General features: G+C 47.1%; 14 protein-coding genes and 1 pseudogene. 5 read left to right on the top strand and 10 right to left on the bottom strand.

Translation table 11 applies throughout. The annotated features are described in order from the left end of the window. The first annotated feature begins 91 nt into the window (after nt 1-91). Complete coding sequence (locus C9I98_RS06955) at nt 92-1,537, top strand: sulfatase family protein (RefSeq protein WP_036816357.1); 1,446 nt, start codon at nt 92-94, stop codon at nt 1,535-1,537. A gap of 69 nt (nt 1,538-1,606) precedes the next feature. After that, a complete protein-coding gene (locus tag C9I98_RS06950) occupies nt 1,607-2,542 on the top strand; it encodes a LysR family transcriptional regulator (protein WP_036816354.1) in 936 nt (311 codons plus the stop codon). 108 nt (nt 2,543-2,650) lie between these two features. On the opposite strand, the gene C9I98_RS06945 is transcribed toward C9I98_RS06950, so the two are convergent. The 9 genes and pseudogenes from C9I98_RS06945 to C9I98_RS27085 all read right to left on the bottom strand — a co-directional run. Continuing rightward, complete coding sequence (locus tag C9I98_RS06945; RefSeq protein ID WP_036816351.1) at nt 2,651-3,388, bottom strand: sulfite exporter TauE/SafE family protein; 738 nt, start codon at nt 3,386-3,388, stop codon at nt 2,651-2,653. A gap of 5 nt (nt 3,389-3,393) precedes the next feature. Next, on the bottom strand, nt 3,394-3,819 hold the full coding sequence (locus C9I98_RS06940; RefSeq protein ID WP_036816348.1) for an aconitase X swivel domain-containing protein: 426 nt from the start codon (nt 3,817-3,819) through the stop codon (nt 3,394-3,396). Beyond that, nucleotides 3,809-5,050 carry an aconitase X gene (locus tag C9I98_RS06935; RefSeq protein WP_036816346.1) on the bottom strand — a complete coding sequence of 414 codons (1,242 nt, stop codon included), beginning with the start codon at nt 5,048-5,050 and terminating at the stop codon, nt 3,809-3,811. Before C9I98_RS06935 ends, C9I98_RS06940 begins: the two co-directional genes overlap by 11 nt. Before the next feature lie 66 nt (nt 5,051-5,116). Beyond that, entirely contained in the window at nt 5,117-6,013 is an 897-nt protein-coding gene (locus C9I98_RS06930) for an amidohydrolase family protein (RefSeq protein ID WP_211318308.1), read from the bottom strand. 138 nt (nt 6,014-6,151) lie between these two features. Further along, nucleotides 6,152-7,360: a 3-oxoadipyl-CoA thiolase gene (gene pcaF, locus C9I98_RS06925; protein WP_107271775.1), complete on the bottom strand. Its 1,209-nt coding sequence runs from the start codon at nt 7,358-7,360 to the stop codon at nt 6,152-6,154. A gap of 8 nt (nt 7,361-7,368) precedes the next feature. After that, the gene (locus tag C9I98_RS06920; RefSeq protein ID WP_081878908.1) at nt 7,369-8,550 is read right to left on the bottom strand and encodes a CaiB/BaiF CoA transferase family protein; all 1,182 of its coding nucleotides are present in this window, start codon (nt 8,548-8,550) and stop codon (nt 7,369-7,371) included. Next, a complete protein-coding gene (locus C9I98_RS06915; protein ID WP_051902108.1) occupies nt 8,547-9,764 on the bottom strand; it encodes an acyl-CoA dehydrogenase family protein in 1,218 nt (405 codons plus the stop codon). Before C9I98_RS06915 ends, C9I98_RS06920 begins: the two co-directional genes overlap by 4 nt. Nucleotides 9,765-9,799: 35 nt before the next feature. Further along, entirely contained in the window at nt 9,800-10,120 is a 321-nt protein-coding gene (locus C9I98_RS27090; RefSeq protein ID WP_338049197.1) for an AMP-binding enzyme, read from the bottom strand. A 123-nt stretch (nt 10,121-10,243) separates the two neighbouring features. After that, nucleotides 10,244-11,428: pseudogene (locus tag C9I98_RS27085) on the bottom strand (AMP-binding protein); the annotation flags it as partial. A 343-nt stretch (nt 11,429-11,771) separates the two neighbouring features. Between C9I98_RS27085 and C9I98_RS06900 the strand changes: the two are divergent. The 3 genes from C9I98_RS06900 (at nt 11,772) to C9I98_RS06890 (ending at nt 17,345) form a co-directional block, all read left to right on the top strand. Further along, the gene (locus tag C9I98_RS06900; protein WP_158262667.1) at nt 11,772-13,877 is read left to right on the top strand and encodes a 3-hydroxyacyl-CoA dehydrogenase NAD-binding domain-containing protein; all 2,106 of its coding nucleotides are present in this window, start codon (nt 11,772-11,774) and stop codon (nt 13,875-13,877) included. Between the two features lie 39 nt (nt 13,878-13,916). Further along, on the top strand, nt 13,917-16,964 hold the full coding sequence (gene ydiJ / locus C9I98_RS06895; protein WP_107271772.1) for a D-2-hydroxyglutarate dehydrogenase YdiJ: 3,048 nt from the start codon (nt 13,917-13,919) through the stop codon (nt 16,962-16,964). A gap of 195 nt (nt 16,965-17,159) precedes the next feature. Further along, nucleotides 17,160-17,345, top strand: coding sequence for a hypothetical protein (locus tag C9I98_RS06890; RefSeq protein WP_036822193.1), 186 nt, complete (start codon nt 17,160-17,162; stop codon nt 17,343-17,345). Between the two features lie 115 nt (nt 17,346-17,460). Here the strand turns inward: C9I98_RS06890 and C9I98_RS06885 are convergent, their stop codons facing one another. After that, complete coding sequence (locus tag C9I98_RS06885) at nt 17,461-18,528, bottom strand: porin (protein ID WP_036822190.1); 1,068 nt, start codon at nt 18,526-18,528, stop codon at nt 17,461-17,463. Nucleotides 18,529-18,748: the final 220 nt, after the last annotated feature.

Raw genomic sequence — 18,748 nt, 5'->3', positions numbered from 1 at the left:
TGTATATACCCAAGTTGCATCTTGATATAGCTTGGGTATACCTCTCTTTCCTCATTAAATAATGAATACGCCATAAATAAATGGAGTTTTTATGTCTGCGAAAAATATTATTGTGATTATGTCTGACGAGCATGCCAGTAAAATACTTGGCTGCCATGGTCACCCGTTTATCAAAACGCCGAATATCGATCGCCTAGCAAGTGAAGGTTGTCGTTTTTCGTCAGCTTATACTAATTCGCCAATTTGTTTACCGGGTAGGGCTGCGTTTGCGGCTGGACGATACGTGTGTGAAACAGGGTATTGGGATAATGCTCATCCTTATGAAGGCAAGGTGCCAAGCTGGGGCCACTTGATCCGAGATAAAAATATTAAATCAGCTTCCATTGGCAAGCTGCATTATCGAAATGACAAGGATGACGTTGGTTTTGACGAACAAATTTTGCCGATGCACGTTGTGGGTGAGAAAGGGGATATTCTAGGCTCTGTCCGTGATGATTTGCCAAGGCGAATGAAGTGCTCATCCATGTCTGAGCAGATTGGCCCTGGCGAGAGCACCTATACCCAATACGATAGGAACATAACTAGGCTGTCATGCGACTGGTTACGCGATCAAAATCGCGATGAACCATTTGTGCTATATATCGGCTTAGTTGCGCCGCACTTTCCTTTGATTGCGCCTCAAGAATTTTATGACTTGTATGCCGATATGGATATCAATATGCCAAAGGCTTATGAGGTTTCAGAAAGGCCCGATCATGGTTGGCTTAACCAGTGGAGAAAGTGCTGGATCCATGACGAATTCTTCGATGACGATAAAGTGAAGGTGGCGCTCAAAAGTTACTATGGATTGGTGTCATTCTTGGATGACAACATAGGGAAAATTTTAGACACCTTGGAAGAGGTTGGTTTAAAAGACGATACCCAAGTTATCTATACCTCTGATCATGGCGATAATATGGGCGCTCGGGGACTTTGGGGTAAATCGACTTTCTTTGAGGAAGCCGGTGCAATCCCTATGATTATGCGAGGTCCTGACGTTAAGCCAAATACAGTGTGCGATACGCCCGTTTCCTTGGTGGATGTGAGCGCGACGATAGTCAAGGAAACCGGTGCTGAAATACCAGAAAATTGGGCTGGAAGATCGCTAAATCAAATTGGATCAGAGCCTTATGATCCAGAAAGAGTGGTTTTTTCTGAGTACCATGCTGCAGGCGCGATCAGTGGCGCTTTCATGATACGCAAGGGCGACTATAAATATATTCACTACGTCGGGTACAAGCCCCAGTTATTTAATTTAAAAGCGGATCCGGAAGAGCTGAATGACATTTCTGAGTTACCTGAAATGAATGAAGTGGTCATTGAACTTGAGGCTGAATTACGCAAAATTTGTGACCCTGAAGAAGTGGATATTAGAGCGAAGGCTGATCAGGAAAAATTAGTCAATGAGAATGGCGGCCGGGATTATATTGTCAAAAAAGGCGGCTTTGGTGCGACACCGGCACCGGGTGAGTTAGCAAGCTATAAAAGCGAGAGCTAAAGCACTTTATCTAGTGTTTTTAATTATATAGAATGATCCAGATCAACAATCTTGGTATAGGAGTCAGGGATGAACTTTCGACAATTGAAATATTTTACTGAGATTGTTGATGCTGGCAGCTTTTTAAAAGCATCAAAAAATTTATTGATAGCCCAGCCAGCATTAAGCCAGCATATCGCCTCACTAGAGGATGAGCTCGGCACGCAATTATTTATTCGCTCACCGCGTGGTGTTACTGTGACTGCGGCAGGTGAAGTGCTGTATCAGCACGGAAAGAAGATACTCGGTCAGCTCAAGCAAGCAAAAGACGATGTTAGGGATGAAGTTAATATTCCTAAAGGTGATGTCGCTGTCGTTTTCCCTCCTATGTTATCTATTTATGTCGCGCCAAGGCTGGTAAAAGAAATCGAGCTTGAATACCCCGATATCAACCTTCGTCCTATGGAAGCACGTAGCCTTACTAGCCAAGCGATGGTGGAGAGGGGAAGGGCAGACTTGGGTTTGATTGCCGGTGATAAGCCAAAGGGCAACCTAAATAGTGAAATCATTTATGAAGAACCGCTGTTCTTTATTGAGCAGTACCCTAGCAGTGAGCCTGAAACGGTGACGGGTGGGCAAATTTCTTTCAGTGAACTGTCCAGAAAGCCCTTGGTGTTAAGCCAAAAGAGCCATGCGCTTCGAGCAATGCTTGAAGAACTGTCTGAAAAGAAAAAGCTACCACTTAATATTAAACTGGAAACCGAATCCACAAGGCTAATCGAGCATTTTGTGACTGAGGGAGTCGCCCATGGTGTATTTCCATGGCCATCAATCTATAAATTGTGCCAAGATAAAAAAATAGTAGCGAGGCGGATTGTGAAGCCAGAAATGTCACGCCAAATTTACCTGTCTTGGCCTTCCAGTTATCCATTGAATACTGCGACCATGATCGTCAAAGAGAAGATCCTAAGTATTTTAGAAGATCTTTATCAGGAAGGCGTGATCGTGGGCGAATGGTTGAGGTAATACGTTCAATAAGCGTTTAAATTATATTCAAAACATAAATTAAAGAGCCTTGATTCAGTAAGTTAAAACACTGAATCAAGGCTTTCTTATATCATGCTCTTAATTGACTTATATGGACATGGCTTTGTAGAACAGGTTGAGACTCGCCAGCAGCATAGCAATTCGGATAAACCTGAATATCATGACCTCTGATATGACATTGCCGAGTTTTTTGCCGATTATGGTGCCAATGATGCCAGTAGCACTCATTATTAGGCAGATAACGATCCATTTTTCCATAGGAACACCAATGGAAATGAATGCCGTAAGCTTAAAGACATTCTGCATCAGCATACAGGCTGTAATTGTGCCAAGGAAGGTGAATTTATCGAACTCAAGCCTTTGCAACAATGCCGCAATACCTGGGCCCGGCGCGCCGACGAAGAATGAAATAAAAGATAGAACGCCGCCTGAGAAAGGCGTATTGTTTCCGAGCTTGCCAAAGGGTAAGCCATTGGGCTTAATTGCGGAGTAGAGCAGGAACAAACCCAATATTACCGCTAGGCTAGCTGCATTAATTTGGTCAAAAACAAGCGAGGCGATAATCGTTGCGGGAATAGCGCCGACCATAAATTCAAGCATGAAACGGGTTGAGATATGGTTGCGATAAATCAACACGCGACTGATTAACGATGCAAATTGCACCAGGCAAATCACGGCCATTAGCTCCTTGGTTGGGATCAGCGGTGAGAGCAAAATGAGCATGACAATCCCACCACCGAAGCCTGCCAAGGACGATACCAGGGCCGCGACTAAGCTGATAATTGGTGCAAGTATATAGATGATATCCAAGCTAGGTATGAGCATATTGATTATTGGATTGCCACCCCACCGTTGTTCAATATTTCAATAACGCCATCCTTCGGGGATACAAAGACTCGTTGACCGTTATTTAATTGGCTACAAATATTCCCGTCGAACTTATCTAATATGCTGATCCCAGAAAATGCAGATGCTTGGATCATCACTGGGCCGGCATTATTGAAGATAAGCGCTTTGGGCGCAGTACCTAGCCTCACCATTTCATGGAACAGCCATGAGCTGGCGACGCCGCCTTTGGCACGGTCGGCGACCAGTATTTTGCCTTTAACACTGACGCCGTCTTCCACGATATTAGGGCGTAGAAACTCGCCTGTTTTGATATCTAAGTCGTATCGAGCGGAAAAAGCACCATTTAAAACCAGTACTTCGCCCTCACATGCTTCGCCTAGACCTTTTTGCAATGCATTAATTTTCATGAATAACTTTTCCTGCGATGGCTGATTGTATAGCGTTGTTGATTGTGACTGCCGCAGCCGTATAGCCAGCCCCGTTTAGAATGTTGCTTAGCTTCACTGATGGCGTGATGGCAGTGCGCCAATTGTTGCTCTGGCGAATAGGTTCAGAGCCAGCTTGGAAATAGTCGATGCCGTCTAAGAGCTGGCAACCACTTTGCTCCAGCGAACGAAGTATGCCTAGCCTTTCTGCGGCATCGATGGTGCCCTTGTCGCTAAACGCAAGCATTGTTACCCTTTCGGCAACTTGGTTGCCACGTAAGCCTTGCTCCAATTCAATGATCTCATCCAGTCCCATTTGCGGTGCACCAAAGACAACTAAATCCAAAGGTTCGTTTTCTAGCTGTTTTCCCGAAATGAATGCGCTAATTTCTTCATTGCTGACTATTTCGCTTGGTAGTTGAAGTGAAGCAAATTTGTACGCTTCAGGTGTCCAGCCAGCCACATGGAAGAGGCCAACAGCACCATAGCTTGCGATTGCCGCGCCAAAGTGGTTAAGTGCAAGCGCACCGGGGTGAGCATCAATGCCATGGATGATCGGTATTTCACTGCTGTTGTTGAGGCGTTGGCCAACTATCGCACCCAGGGCGCCCCATTCAGTCAGTGACTGAGGTGTACGCTCGACGCTGAAAGCACGCTGGGGCACCCGGTTTTCATCAAGGTGTAATCCCCACCTTGGTACATAGCCTGCGAGCGCGGCTGCTAAAGCAGCGGGTCCAGCTTCGAAGTTTGTTCGAGCGCCGAGTGCAGAGTTGGCGTAAATGGCTGAAGGGGTCGAGCCCATGGCAATGGCTTCTCCATAGCATGGGGCCGGGACGGAGTGGTTATTGATATGGCCAAATTCCATTATGCAGCCAATTTTGGAGATGGCTTCTAAGCGGCGATTATCTAAGTCAACGAACCATGCAGGCAAGCCGAACTCTACTAGCTCATTGGCCGTGTGGCGGCTTTCAAGATACAGGTTTGCCCTTGGCATCGTATTGGTTTGCTCTATTTGCTGTCCTAGCTCTTGAACAAAATTGATCCCCGCTTCGCCCATGGCGTCGGTATCGGCCATTAAGAAGGCGTAGCGGATAGGGATCAGTGAATCAGCACCTAGCATGGTGCCAGTTTCAACCAGAAACTTGATTGCCCACTGGATTGAGGGGCCAAACTCACCATCAAGCATCCGCTGCTGTTCTGAGTTTAAATTCATTGGTGTTCCTTACTGTCATGAATAAAGAATAATTGCGATTTGATTATTTATAATTGATTGTCTTATTTAGCGTTTAAAGCCGTATAAATGGGCTGGGTTATTTACCAATATATTATTTCTAGTGTTTTCGTCTGGCGCCCACCGCTTAAGCATTTCTAATAAGTCGCCATCTCTAGGCATATCGACGGGAATATGCGGGTGCGGCCAATCTGAACCCCAAACCACCCTTTCTGAGTTGGTTGAAATGAGCTGTTGGGCAACCTTGGTAACGTCATGATAAGGCGTGGTTTTTTCGCTCGTGAAGCGATAGCTACCAGATAGTTTTGCCCAGGCTTTGCCCTTATCCATCAGTTTTAACATTGCTTGGAATCCCACATTATTTTGTGGGACGGTGGTAGGCATATGCCCCATGTGGTCGAATACAAGCTGGACGGGAAGCTTACCTAATTGAGTCATAAGATCGGCGGATTTCGATACATCAATCAACAGTTGCAAGTGCATATCGGTTTCAGCCAATTTGTGGGCTAAACTTTCGAGGCTTTTAATATTGACGTTGCTTTGAAATAGCAGGTTTAGCCGAGCACCTTTTGCCCCCATCTCCGCCATACTTTCAAGCTGGCTGGTGGCAATATCGTCATTAACGACCACAACAGCTTTGAAATTTTCTCCACCTTGTTTTACAGCTTCGAGTGTTGCTCTATTATCAACACCATAAACGCTTGGCTGCACAATAACGGCTCGTTTCAAGCCCAGAATGCTTTGCAATTCCTTATATTGGCCTAATGATGCATCGGGCGGGGTATAAGTCCGGTTTTCCGTATATGGGTATTTGTTCTCTGGGCCAAATACATGCAGGTGGCAATCACATGCATTATCCGGCAGCACAAAACTTGCTGGTGCGATATTAGGATCGGCAGCAGAGCAATAAGGCGGCATTGTATTAATGTCATTTAGATTACGCATATTATTGGAACTCGTTGTGAGGGTGATATAAATATATCAGCGGGGTTTTGAGATATGAAATATTAAATATTTATCCTTCATTATAAGAAAATCATATAGCTAACCTTCGTGTGAAGGTTAGCTATTTATAGGATCGACTTATACCCGCTCGATAATAATGGCGATACCTTGGCCAACACCAATACACATGGTGCAAAGTGCATAGCGCCCGCCTGTTCGGTGGAGTTGATACATCGCAGTCGTCACTAGTCTCGCACCACTGGCCCCAAGAGGATGGCCCAGGGCGATTGCACCACCATTAGGGTTAACTTTTTCTGAGTCATCCGCCAGCCCGGCTTCTCTCATCACCGCCAAGCTTTGCGAAGCAAATGCCTCATTAAGCTCGATAACATCCATTTGTTCGAGGCTTAACCCAGTTTTAGCCAAGACATTCGTAATCGCTTGCGCGGGTCCGAACCCCATAATTCGGGGTTCTAGCCCTGTGGCGGCAGTCGCAAGAATACGGGCTTTCGGGGTTAGCTTGTGCTGGTCGATAGCTTTTTCAGAGGCGATCAACAGCGCGCACGCACCATCATTGACGCCCGAAGCATTGCCCGCCGTCACGGTTCCGCCTTCGTCTCGGAAGGGGGTGTTGAGCTTTGCCAGTTTCTCTAACGAGGTAGAGCGGGGGTGTTCATCCCTATCAACGGTGACAGGCTCTCCTTTGCGTTGAGGAACGTCTACCGGGCAAATCTCGTCTGCGAACAAACGTTGCTCAATAGCCGCAGCCGCTTTTTGTTGGCTACGAAGGGCGAACTTGTCTTGGTCCGTCCGAGAAATATTGAACATCTCGGCCACATTCTCTGCCGTTTCTGGCATGGAGTCGACGCCATATTCGCGCTTCATTCTTTCATTGATAAACCGCCAGCCAATGGTGGTGTCATATAACCCGCCAGGGGTGCGGCTGAAGGCAGATTCCGCCTTGCCCATCACGAATGGTGCCCTCGACATTGATTCGCAACCGCCGGAAATCAACAGGTCGGTCTCGCCTGATTTGATGGCCCTTGCCGCAATACTGATGGCATCGATACCAGAGCCGCACAGGCGGTTAACCGTGGTACCGGGCTCGGCAGTGGGAAGGCCGGCGAGCAGTGCCGACATCCGAGCGACATTTCGATTGTCTTCCCCGGCCTGGTTGGCGTTGCCAAAGATGACATCCTCGACCTTTGACCAATCAACCTGCGGGTTTCTCTCCATCAGTGCCTTTAGTGGTATTGCCCCTAGGTCGTCGGTACGAATGGTTGATAACGACCCGCCATAACGCCCGAAGGGGGTGCGGATAGCATCACAAATATATGCGTCACTCATAATGCCTCCTATACGGTACCAGACTCGCGTAACATATCGATTTCGAATTCACTCAACCCCAAAGAGGAAAGTAATTCTCTTGTGTGCTCTCCCTTTTCTGGTGGCGGCAAGCGAAGGTCATCAAGCCCCGCAGAGAACTTAACCGGATAGCGAACCTGGAATGTTTCGTTTTCGCTGTTTCGGTCCGGCATGGTTTGCATGAGCCCTCTTGACTGAATATGCGGGTCATCAAAGAAACGCATGTCCCTTAGGACAGGGGCCCAAGGCATATCCGTCGGTTCGAAGATAGCTGTCCACTCATCGAGTGTTTTGGATGCAAAAACGTCGGATAGCAGCGCATGCACTTCACGCTTGGATTGGTTACGCAGACGCGTATTGGCAAAGCGTTCGTCAGCCAGGGCAGGGAAGTCATCACCGATCATGGTGACAAGTTGATTCCAGAACTTGTTTTCAAAGAGTCCGATAGCCAAATGCTCGCCGTCTTTGGTACTGAAGATATCGTTATCCGGCATGACGAAGGGCATTTTGTCGGGATCGCTGTCGCAGACGTCATGGGCAACACGCAGTAAGGGGGCTGACCACGCTGAAATGGCATCTAAAATGGCAACGTCGATGTATTGGCCCACACCCGATTGTTTGGCACTTGCCAGGGCAACGCTGAGTGATAGGGCGGCATACATGGCACCGGCGTAATCACTTAATCGGATTTTTGGGCGGGCAATTTTATCGTTCACTTGAGAAGGCACGCCAAAGTACCCCGATAGGGCCAAGAAGTCGATGTCATGTCCGGCCCGGTTAGCGTAAGGCCCGGTTTGGCCATATCCGCTAAGCGAAAGGTAAATCAGTTTTGGGTTAATCGCGTTTAGTTCTTCATAGGAAAAACCAAGGCGATCCATGACCCCAGGGCGGAAGCTTTCAACCACACAATCGGCTTCGGCAATCAGCTTTTTGAAAATAGCTTTACCTTCTTCGGTTTTCAGGTTGATGGTCAGCGACTTCTTGTTGCGGTTAAGCCGGGCAAACATATCCTTACCCAGCACCCGGCCGGTATCACCCTCTTTAGGCTCTTCGATTTTGATCACCTCTGCACCGAGATCGGCAAGCAGTTGGGTTGTCATTGGGCCTGGAAGTAATCGTGACATATCAACGATGCGGATATCTTTTAGGAATGACCAATTGTTGCTGCTCATGCTTCTTGCTCCTCAATGACAGGTTGTGACGTTTTCCACTCTTTTTTAATGCCCTTGGCGATGGTGTTGCGCTGGATCTCGCTAGAACCGGTGAGGATGCGGAACATCCTTAAGCGGCGGAATACCCACTCTACGGGCTCGCCCTGCGTCATACCGACTGAGCCGTGGATCTGGATAGCTTTGTCTGCGACTTGGAAGCTGTTCTCCCCAACGAAGACTTTGCACATCGAAGACTCGCTGCGGATATCTTCACCTCGGTCGGCTTTCGCGGCTGCAGAGTCGATCATGCTACGACACGCAAAAATGGATGTTTTCATGTCAGCCAGCATGTGCTGGATCGCTTGGAAATCAGCAATGGACTTCCCGAATTGAACGCGGTTATGGGCATAATTGACGGCTTCTTCAAAGGCAAATCGCGCATGGCCTAACATGGTCGGGCATTGAAGTAAGCGGTTGATATTGATTCGGTTCATTCCCAACTTAAAGCCGTTGCCAAGCCCACCGAGAATGTTTTTGGCAGGCACGCGGACATTTTCAAGGTAAATGTCATTGTCGATATGCTGGCCCGACATTGGTAAGTACTCGCCGGCGATGGTGTAGCCTTCGGAGTTGGCATCGACCAAAAAGGCTGTCACGCCATTAGTGCCTGCGTCTGGGTCGGTCACTGCCATGACAATGGCGTAGTCGGCGGTGCGAGATGCGGTAATAAACCGTTTGTGGCCGTTGAGAATATAATCATTCCCATCTTTGACAGCAGATGTTTGGATTCGAGTCGCATCGGAGCCCGCCTGTGGCTCGGTTAAGGCAAAGCAACCTGCGCGTTTACCTTGTGCCGTAGGGATGAAGTACTCTAGCAGTTGCTCTTCAGTGGCTTGATTCAAGATGTAGCCAATTCGCATTGGGCCGCCGTTTTCTCCCAATACGCAACCGTATAAGGCCGCGTTGCTATAGGTCACGTCTTCCTTGAGGATGCACAGTTGTTGGATTGACAAACCTAAGCCGCCAAACTCAACAGGCAGGTTGCAACCATAAATGCCAAGCTCGTACGAGCGCTGCCAAATTTCTTCAAGCAATTCGCGGGAAAAACAGGTTTCCGGGGTTAGGCCACGTTCTTTTTCTAATGGGATAAGTTCTTCATAAATAAACTTATTCATTTTATTACGTAGCGCAATGAAGTCTTGTTCTGGAATGCCATTATTTTTGCTGTGAAGCATAGGTACATTTCCTTGTTGGTTTCCAAAGTAACGATCTAGATTTGACGGTCTTCGTCTTTCCAATAAGTCGCACGTACATCGCGGCGCTGGATTTTTCCCGCGTTGTTTTTGGGTAAGCTCGCGACGAAATCAATCGAATCGGGTTTTTTGAATTTGCCAAGTTCCTTGGTGCAATGGTCGATGAGCTTTGACTCAGAGACGTTCGAGCCATCTTTAAGCACAACGACAGCTTTGACTACCTCACCGAGGTCGGGGTCGGGAGCACCGACAACGCATGCTTCGAAAACGGCTTGGTGGTTGTAGAGCGTATTTTCAACTTCATTTGGGTAAATGTTGAAGCCGCCCGAAACAATCATGTCTTTCTTACGGTCGACAATGAATAGGTAGCCTTCCTCATCGCTATAGGCGATATCACCGGTATGGTAGTAACCGTTAATGAGCACCTTTTCAGTCAGGGCAGGGGCATTCCAGTAGCCTTTCATCACATCCTTGCCGCGGATAACCATTTCGCCTCGGACACCGACGGGTTGGGGGTTGCCATTCTCGTCAATGATTTTGACTTCGGTTTCAAACAAAGGACGACCGCAGGAGTTGAGCAGATCCGGGTTGCCATTGATTGCACTGGCGTGGTCGGCTTCACTCAACATGCAAACCGAGTGGTTGACTTCGCCTGCGCCATAGCCCTGGTTAAGGATCGGGCCGAAAAACTCTATCGCTTCTTTGAGTCGGGCGGCTGAAATCGGTGCCGCGCCATAACGGATTTGCCTCAAGCTACTGATGTCGTATTTATGGCGGTTCTCATGGGCGAGGATCCGGTTAATCATGGTTGGTACCAGATAAGTCTGCTGGGCTTGTTCTGATTCCACCGTGCCAAGGAAGTTATCGACGTCAAAGCGAGACAGGATAACGTGCTTATGCCCTTGGGTAAGCAGCGGCATGATAGACATCCCCGAGGCGTGGGTGATGGGGCCGACGTGCACCATGGTTTCTGGGTGATCCGGGTTTAACTTTGCTCGGTAAATCACTTTATGCAGAATTGACAGCCTGTTCCCTACGGTTTGCATTGCCGCTTTTAGCACACCGGAAGAGCCCGACGTGTAGTGCAGAACGGCAATATCATCCTCTTGAACCTGAGCTAACTGCGCTGAAGTATCGGACTTCGCCAATGCATCCTCATAGCTGCATTCCTCAATGCATCCTCATAGCTGCATTCCTCAATGCATCCTCATAGCTGCATTCCTCAATGCATCCTCATAGCTGCATTCCTCAATGCCTTCGCCCATCACCAGCAGCTGGCTGAGGGTAGGGCATTTGCTTAGCGCAAGCATGCCTGCGTTGAGGTGCTCAGGATCAACAATCAGAAGGTTGGCTTGCGAGTCATTGCAGACATGCACTGTTTCTTCTGGTGATAGCCTGGCGTTAATGGGTACGCGAACAAAACCGCCTTTATATAGGGCAATTTCAACTTCGACAATCTCTACTCTGTTCCAAGCTAATACGGCAACACGTTGGCCCTGCTCAATACCTAATGACGCAAGGGTGTTAACAACGCGGTTAGAGCGTTCATCTAGCTGGGAATAAGTTAACGACTTCCTTTCGTCTTTTAATGCTGTACGCTCACTCCAGAATAGAGCGCTGCGCTCAAATAAACTTCCGATATTCATTTCGTTCTTCCTAAATTCTTTTATCTAAGAGTAATTTCCATGAGCTCATGCGGGCTGACTGTCTTGTGGTTAGTCGCTTTCTATTATTAGAGAGATTTTAGATATATGAAAATATTAAATAGTTATTGTTATGTTAGGAAAAAATTATACCCCTTTAGTGCGAAGCATTATTTGGCCTTTGTATTTTGGCTTCTGTATTTGGTTATCTGTTTTTATGTAACGCTTGGCTTGGATATAAGAAAAACAGATAGCTAGTAAACATAAATACTATTTATTTTGACTGTTGTGCCTTTGCTAACATCGAAATCACTATGCACAAGCCCATCAGTAAAAGGAGATTATGATGACCGCTGAGTATCAAGTAATTGAAGGTGTTGCCGTTGTAACTGTCGACAATCCGCCTGTAAATGCCATATCTCAAACGGTGCGTGATGGAATAATCAAAGGTATTGATAGGGCGAGTGCTGATCCTGAAGCCCAAAGCGTGCTGCTTCGTTGTGAAGGCAAAACCTTCATGGCCGGGGCGGATATTAGTGAATTTGATAAGCCAGCGTTAGCTCCTAGTTTACCCGATGTTGTTAACTGTATTGAAGCGTGCCCTAAACCTGTTGTTGCCTTGATCCATGGTTATGCTTTGGGCGGTGGCTTGGAAATCGCCATGGCTTGCCATTATAGAATTGCGCAGGAAGGGGCGAAACTAGGTTTGACCGAGACCAACTTGGGGCTGATACCGGGAGCGGGAGGTACGCAACGTTTGCCGCGACTGGTGGGTGTGAGTAAAGCGTTGGATATGATCACAGGTGGGAAGATTATCTCTTCAGAAGAGGCCCTAGAGTCAAAGTTGGTCGACAAGCTTATTGGCCATTTGCCTGAAAAATCCGATGAACCCCAGAATATGCTGAAGGTAGCGCTAAATTACTGCCAGAAGGTGCCTCAGCAAACCCCAGTCTTACGGCGGTTAAGCCAAGCACCTATGCCCCATCAAGTTGCAGAGGGGGTTTTTGATGAATGGCGAACCAAAATGCACAAGCGCAAACGGAACTTGAATGCGGTCCAATCTGCGATAGATGCGGTGGAGGCATCAACCAAACAGCCATTTGATGAGGCAATCAAACTCGAACGTAATTTATTTATGTTGTTGAGGGAATCCCAGCAAGCAAAAGCATTGCGCCATATATTCTTTGCTGAAAAGAAAGCCGGTCAATTTAATACCAAGTCAGTGCCAAGCACACAGAAAATTCAAAAAGTGGCTGTCATTGGGGCGGGGACAATGGGAACGGGGATAGCGATGGCATTCTCCAATGCTGGCTATCCTGTTTTGCTTTTAGAGAAATCCCACGTAGCGCTTGAGCAAGGCATAACACGTATAGAAAAAATGCTGGCATCCAGTATTAAACGCGAAAAGATCACTGCGGCACAAGCTGATAAGTCACGAAATCTGATCACGCCAACAACCGATTACCAAAGCCTACAAGACGTGGATATGGTTATTGAGGCCGTTTTCGAAGACTTAGAGGTTAAGTCCCAGGTGTTTGCGCAGATCCATGAACATTGCCGATCAGATGCAATCATAGCGAGCAACACTTCCTACCTTGATATCAATGTGTTGGCGATGGGTAGCCCCTATCCAGAAAATATTATCGGCATGCATTTTTTTAGCCCGGCCAATATTATGAAGTTGGTAGAGGTAATCAGAACGGATTACTGCAGTGAGGCTACGTTAACGACTGCGATTAAGGTGTTAAAGCATCTTAATAAGGTCAGCGTGATTAGTGGTGTTTGTCATGGCTTTATCGGGAACCGAATGTACCAGAGTTACCAAAGAGAGGTGGGTTTACTTTTGCTTGAAGGCGCAAGCCCTAAGCAAATTGACCAAGCGTTATATAACTTTGGGATGGCGATGGGCCCGTTGTCGGTTGCAGATATGTCGGGTCTTGATATTAGCTACATGATGAGAAAGTCACTCAATAAAGAAGACTATGATAGCCGGGCATTCTTAGTTCACGATCGCCTTGTCGAATCGAATCGTAAAGGCAGAAAGACTCACTCGGGTTTTTATAAATATGATGAAAATGGCAAAAAACTTGGCACTGATCCTAGTGTGTTGCAACTGATCGCTGCAACGGCGAGTGAGCTCGGTTTTCAGCCAAGGGAAGTAAAAGACAACGAAATCATTGACCGTTGTATTTTGGCTCTCGTGAATGAGGGCGCGCACATCCTCGATGAAGGTATTGCCGCCAGTGCCAGTGATATTGATGTGGTTTACGTCAACGGCTACGGGTTCCCTAGGCATTTGGGTGGACCTATGCATTATGCGCAGGCGAGTGGGTTGGATCATGTTGCTAAAACGATTGACCAATTCTCAAGCTCATATGGCGATCGCTGGTGGAAATCGGCAGCAAGTTTAAGGGCTGGAAGCCAAAACGGAAAATGGGAAGAAGTTGTTTAGCTTCAACAATATCGTATTTGAAAAACGCGTTGAGGTCGTATGTTACCAAGATTAGATGGTGCTTCTAGCATCCAGCCAGTTGCCAGCCAGTTCTTAGATGCACTAGCCGATACCGCATTTAGCGGGGATTTTGAGACCCACTATGCTAGCCGCTTAGCCGTTGCAACCGATAATAGTGTTTATCAAAAGCTGCCACAGGCCGTTGTCTTTCCCAAGACCAGTGAAGACGTTGCTACTCTGGCAAAACTGAGTCATTCGGCAGAGTACCGGGAAGTGGTGTTTTCGCCAAGAGGTGGGGGCACGGGCACGAATGGACAATCGCTAACTGCCGGTATTGTGGTCGATATTTCCCGCTATATGAATAAGGTGTTGGAAATAAATGAAGATGAAGGCTGGGTGAGGGTTCAAGCCGGTGTTGTAAAAGATCAACTTAATGATGCGGTAAGGCCCTACGGTTACTTCTTTTCGCCCGATCTCTCCACAAGCAACCGAGCGACAATTGGCGGTATGATCAATACCGATGCATCCGGGCAAGGCTCATTGCGCTATGGCAAAACCTCTGATCATGTCCTCTCGCTTCAGGCCGTATTTGCCGATGGCTCAATGCTTGAGACCGATCTCTCAAGCGGTTTACCGGCTGAGGACTCATTGGCGTGTCAGGCACTCACTGTTTCTCATGCCGTGTGTCGAGACAATCGCCCCTTGATTGATAAGAAGTTCCCTTCGCTCAATCGCTTTTTAACAGGGTACGACCTTAAGAATGCCTATCTGCCGGAAGATGATGATTTCGATATCACCCGTATATTATGTGGAGCAGAAGGTTCGCTGGCCTTTATTACTGAGGCCAAGCTTAACTTAACTCAGATCCCTAAAGTGCGCACTTTGGTGAATGTTAAGTACAACAGCTTTGATTCAGCGCTCCGGCATGCCCCATTTATGGTGGAAGCTGACGCGTTGTCGGTGGAAACCGTTGATTCGAAAGTACTGAACTTGGCCAAGCAAGACATTATTTGGCATACGGTGAGTGATTTATTTGTTGAAGTGCCAGACAAAGAAATGCTTGGCGTCAATATGGTTGAGTATGAAGGGCAAGATAGCGAAAAAATTGCGCGCCAGGTTAAAGCACTCACAGACAAGTTGGATGTGATGATAGCCAAGGGCGAGGCGGGTGTAATTGGCTATCAAGTTTGTGATGACTTGGCGAGTATTGGCCGCATTTATGCGATGCGAAAAAAAGCCGTTGGCTTGCTAGGCGCAACGAAAGGCAGTGCCAAGCCGATTGCTTTTGCAGAAGACACTTGTGTTCCACCTGAAAACCTTGCCGACTTTATTGCTGATTTTAGAAACTTATTGGACTCAAAGTCGCTTCATTACGGCATGTTCGGTCATGTTGATGCTGGTGTACTGCATGTTCGCCCTGCTTTAGACATGTGCGATCCCGAACAAGAAAGATTGATGCGTGAAACCTCGGATCAGGTCGTTGCATTAGTTGCCAAGTATGGCGGGCTAATGTGGGGTGAGCATGGCAAGGGGTTCCGCTCTGAATATGGTCCGGCGTTTTTTGGTAAGGCACTGTTTACCGAGCTGCGAAGGATTAAGTCGGCTTTTGACCCGTTTAATAAAATGAACCCGGGAAAGATTTGCACTCCATTATCAAGCACAGCCGAGTTGGTGAAGGTCAGTGATGCCAAGCGTGGTTTGTTTGATAGGCAAATTGATATCGAAGTGCGAGATAGCTTTAAGCCTGTAATGGAGTGCAATGGGAACGGCCTATGCTTTAATTACGATTCGGCTTCACCCATGTGTCCTTCGATGAAAGTGACGGCCGACCGCCGGCATTCTCCCAAAGGTCGAGCTGGTTTGGTCAGGGAGTGGCTTCGACAGATAAGCGAGCAAGGCGTTGATATTTTGGATATCGAACAAGCCACGCTTAAAGAAGGCACTAGTATCAAGCAAATGGTCGAGCGGGTGAGAAATAAGCTTAGCCAGCGGCATGAGTATGATTTTTCCCATGAAGTTTACGAGGCGATGAGTGGCTGCTTGGCCTGTAAGGCTTGTGCGAGTCAGTGCCCGATAAAAGTGGATGTACCGAGTTTCCGCTCTCGTTTTCTCAATATTTACCACAGTCGTTACCAAAGACCGGTGAAAGATTACTTGGTCGCGAATATCGAAAGCTTGATCCCGATAATGGCAGGTTCACCAAGCGTGGTGAATGGGGTGATGTCTCAGCCTTGGGTGAATAAACTGCTGGCATCCTCGCTGGGCTATGTCGATGCCCCATTGCTTTCGACGCCAACGCTAAAACAACGTTTGGCCTCAAGCGGCATTCAAACCCTTGGGCTGGAGCAATTAAGGCGCTTAACTCAAGGGCAAAAAGAACAGTCTGTCATTATTGTTCAAGACCCATTTACCAGCTTTTACGACGCAGGGGTGGTGGATGATCTTGCCCATTTGGCGCTTAGGTTGGGTAAGAATCCGATTTTGTTGCCTTTTAAGCCAAATGGTAAAGCACAACATGTTAAGGGTTTTATTAGAAGCTTTAGCAAAACACCGGAATCAACGGCTGAGGTTCTACTTGCTATTGCTGAGCTAGGTATTCCGATGGTGGGCGTCGATCCAGCCTTAGTGCTGTGCTATCGCGACGAGTACAAAGAAATCCTGGGCGATAAGAAGACTAACTTCACCGTCAATACGGTTCATGAATGGCTGTTGCCAGAGTTATATAGCCTTGAGTTTGGTGATGCGGTAAGTGATGAAGAGCCATGGTATTTGTTTGCCCATTGTACCGAGAAAACCAAATTGCCTAACGCAGAAAAAGAGTGGGGGGAGATTTTCAAACACTTTGGGGCTCGCTTACAAACTGTTCCTGTCGGCTGCTGCGGTATGGCCGGCACTTTCGGCCACGAGGCAGACAAACAACAAATGTCCCGGGATATTTATGGCTTAAGTTGGCAACCAAGGTTAGAAGAACTGCCCGCCGAGCGGTGTTTAGCGACCGGGTATTCTTGCAGAAGCCAAGTGAAGCGATTTGAAAACATAAACATTCAGCACCCCGTTCAGGCGCTTTTAAAGATATTATCGATGTAACAGATTGTGATGTTGCGGTAAGAAAGCTTCAGCTGATTTAATTGGTGTCTATATCACTTCGCGACACAATAAAAAACATTTTGTGTCAGCATGTTACTTCACTTATTGAAAAAATGTGAGTGTGACAAGCTTCCTGTTTTTCCAAGTGGCTGGCAAATATGATGCGGGTAGGACATTGATTAAGGATGAAATATCGTGAGCCAGGTAACCAATACCAAACAAGCGCTATACGCACATATTAACCAGCTTGGTAAGCGGGAGAACACGGAAGGTGAGCTTGAGCTGTTGCTGAGAGAGGTCGTGCAAGTGATAGCAAACAAGCAAGGTGCAGAGTCTGCACAGGAGTTGTGCGAGCAGTTGAGCTTTGAATTACTGCGTTAGTGCCGTTGTTATATGGATAAGTGAGCATTGAGTAAAATAGGCGGCCACTACAGAGTCGATCAGTGGCAGCCTATGTTTTAGTGTTTTAGGTATGCTCTAAGTAAGGTTCGGAATATTAGAAATAGTAGCGAGCATTAATTTCGAATTGATCAGAGTCATCGCCACCACCAATGCCGTCTTTGTTATCAAAGATGGTGTATTCTGCAGCAAATAGCATTGGGCCAACGGTGTACGCTGTGCCAATCATGTAGTTAACACGTTGTGCATCTGTGTCATTGCCCTCGCTGTCCTTGGTGACGTCAAGGTTGTTGTATCCCGCATTGAAAGACAAGCCTTCCATAAGTTGATCTGCGCTGTAGCGGGCGTAAATTTCAATACCTTCAGACTCTTGGTCAAAGCCGCCAGATGCTGCATTGGTCATGTTTTCAAATTGGCCATAAGCTGCAGCAAGGTATACTTTTTCATTTTGGTACTTCAATGCACCTAGCATGAATGCAACGTCATCTTCTGTTTCGTAGGCGGTTTCACCAAAGCTACCACCAATAGATAGCCCCATTGGCAAGTCATAGCTTAGCGATAGTTGATATCCGTATTCTCGCTCGAAAGCGCCACTGCTTCGGCGAGATTGCAGAGGGTCATCTACCGCACCGCTGGTACGCTCGAATTGGTATTGGGCAGAGATATTAAGGTTGTTGAAAGAATTACGCCAAATAAAGGCATCATCTGCACGGCCAGTACCTGAAATATCGCCATCATCATAGATACCCAAGGCCGCAGCGCCACCGAGGTTGTACATATCTGTCCAGCCAGCGATATCATAGTAGGCAGACCATTGCTTACCAACCGTGAATGAGCCGTATTTGTTATGGCTTAGTTGAATGTTGCCTAGTCGGTTAAAGAGGACATCGTCAGCCGCGCCATCGTCGTTGTAGTTGTTTAGTTCACGAAAGCCCCATTCCGCAGTAGCCGAGCTGCTCCAGCCATTTTGGAAATCATGTCCATAAACGAAGTTGATTCGAGACGAGTCACCACGAAGATGAGTACCGTCTTGCGTAACATTCGCGACGATACCGATACGGCCACCGACATTGAAAGTGTTATTTTCATCTTCGAATACAGTGAGCGCGTGGGCATTAGAGACAAAAGCAGTGGTTACTGCCGCCGCTAAAATATGGCGTTTCATTTATACTCCTTAAAACTAATTCCTAGTTCCATATTTATTGTGTCTGTCAAAAAAAGCCTTCATCAATATTTGATGAAGGCTGAAAAATAGATATCAGCAGATATCAAAAAGCAGCAAACTATTAGTAGTTAGCATGATACAACGGCGGGTAATTATGGATATTTATTACGTTGATGAAAGATAAGAGTTGTTTTGTATTTTTGGGGATGTGTGAGTGATG

Source organism: Photobacterium sanctipauli (assembly GCF_003026495.1).
Classification (GTDB): domain Bacteria; phylum Pseudomonadota; class Gammaproteobacteria; order Enterobacterales; family Vibrionaceae; genus Photobacterium; species Photobacterium sanctipauli.
This window is presented reverse-complemented; position numbering and strand designations above follow the sequence as displayed.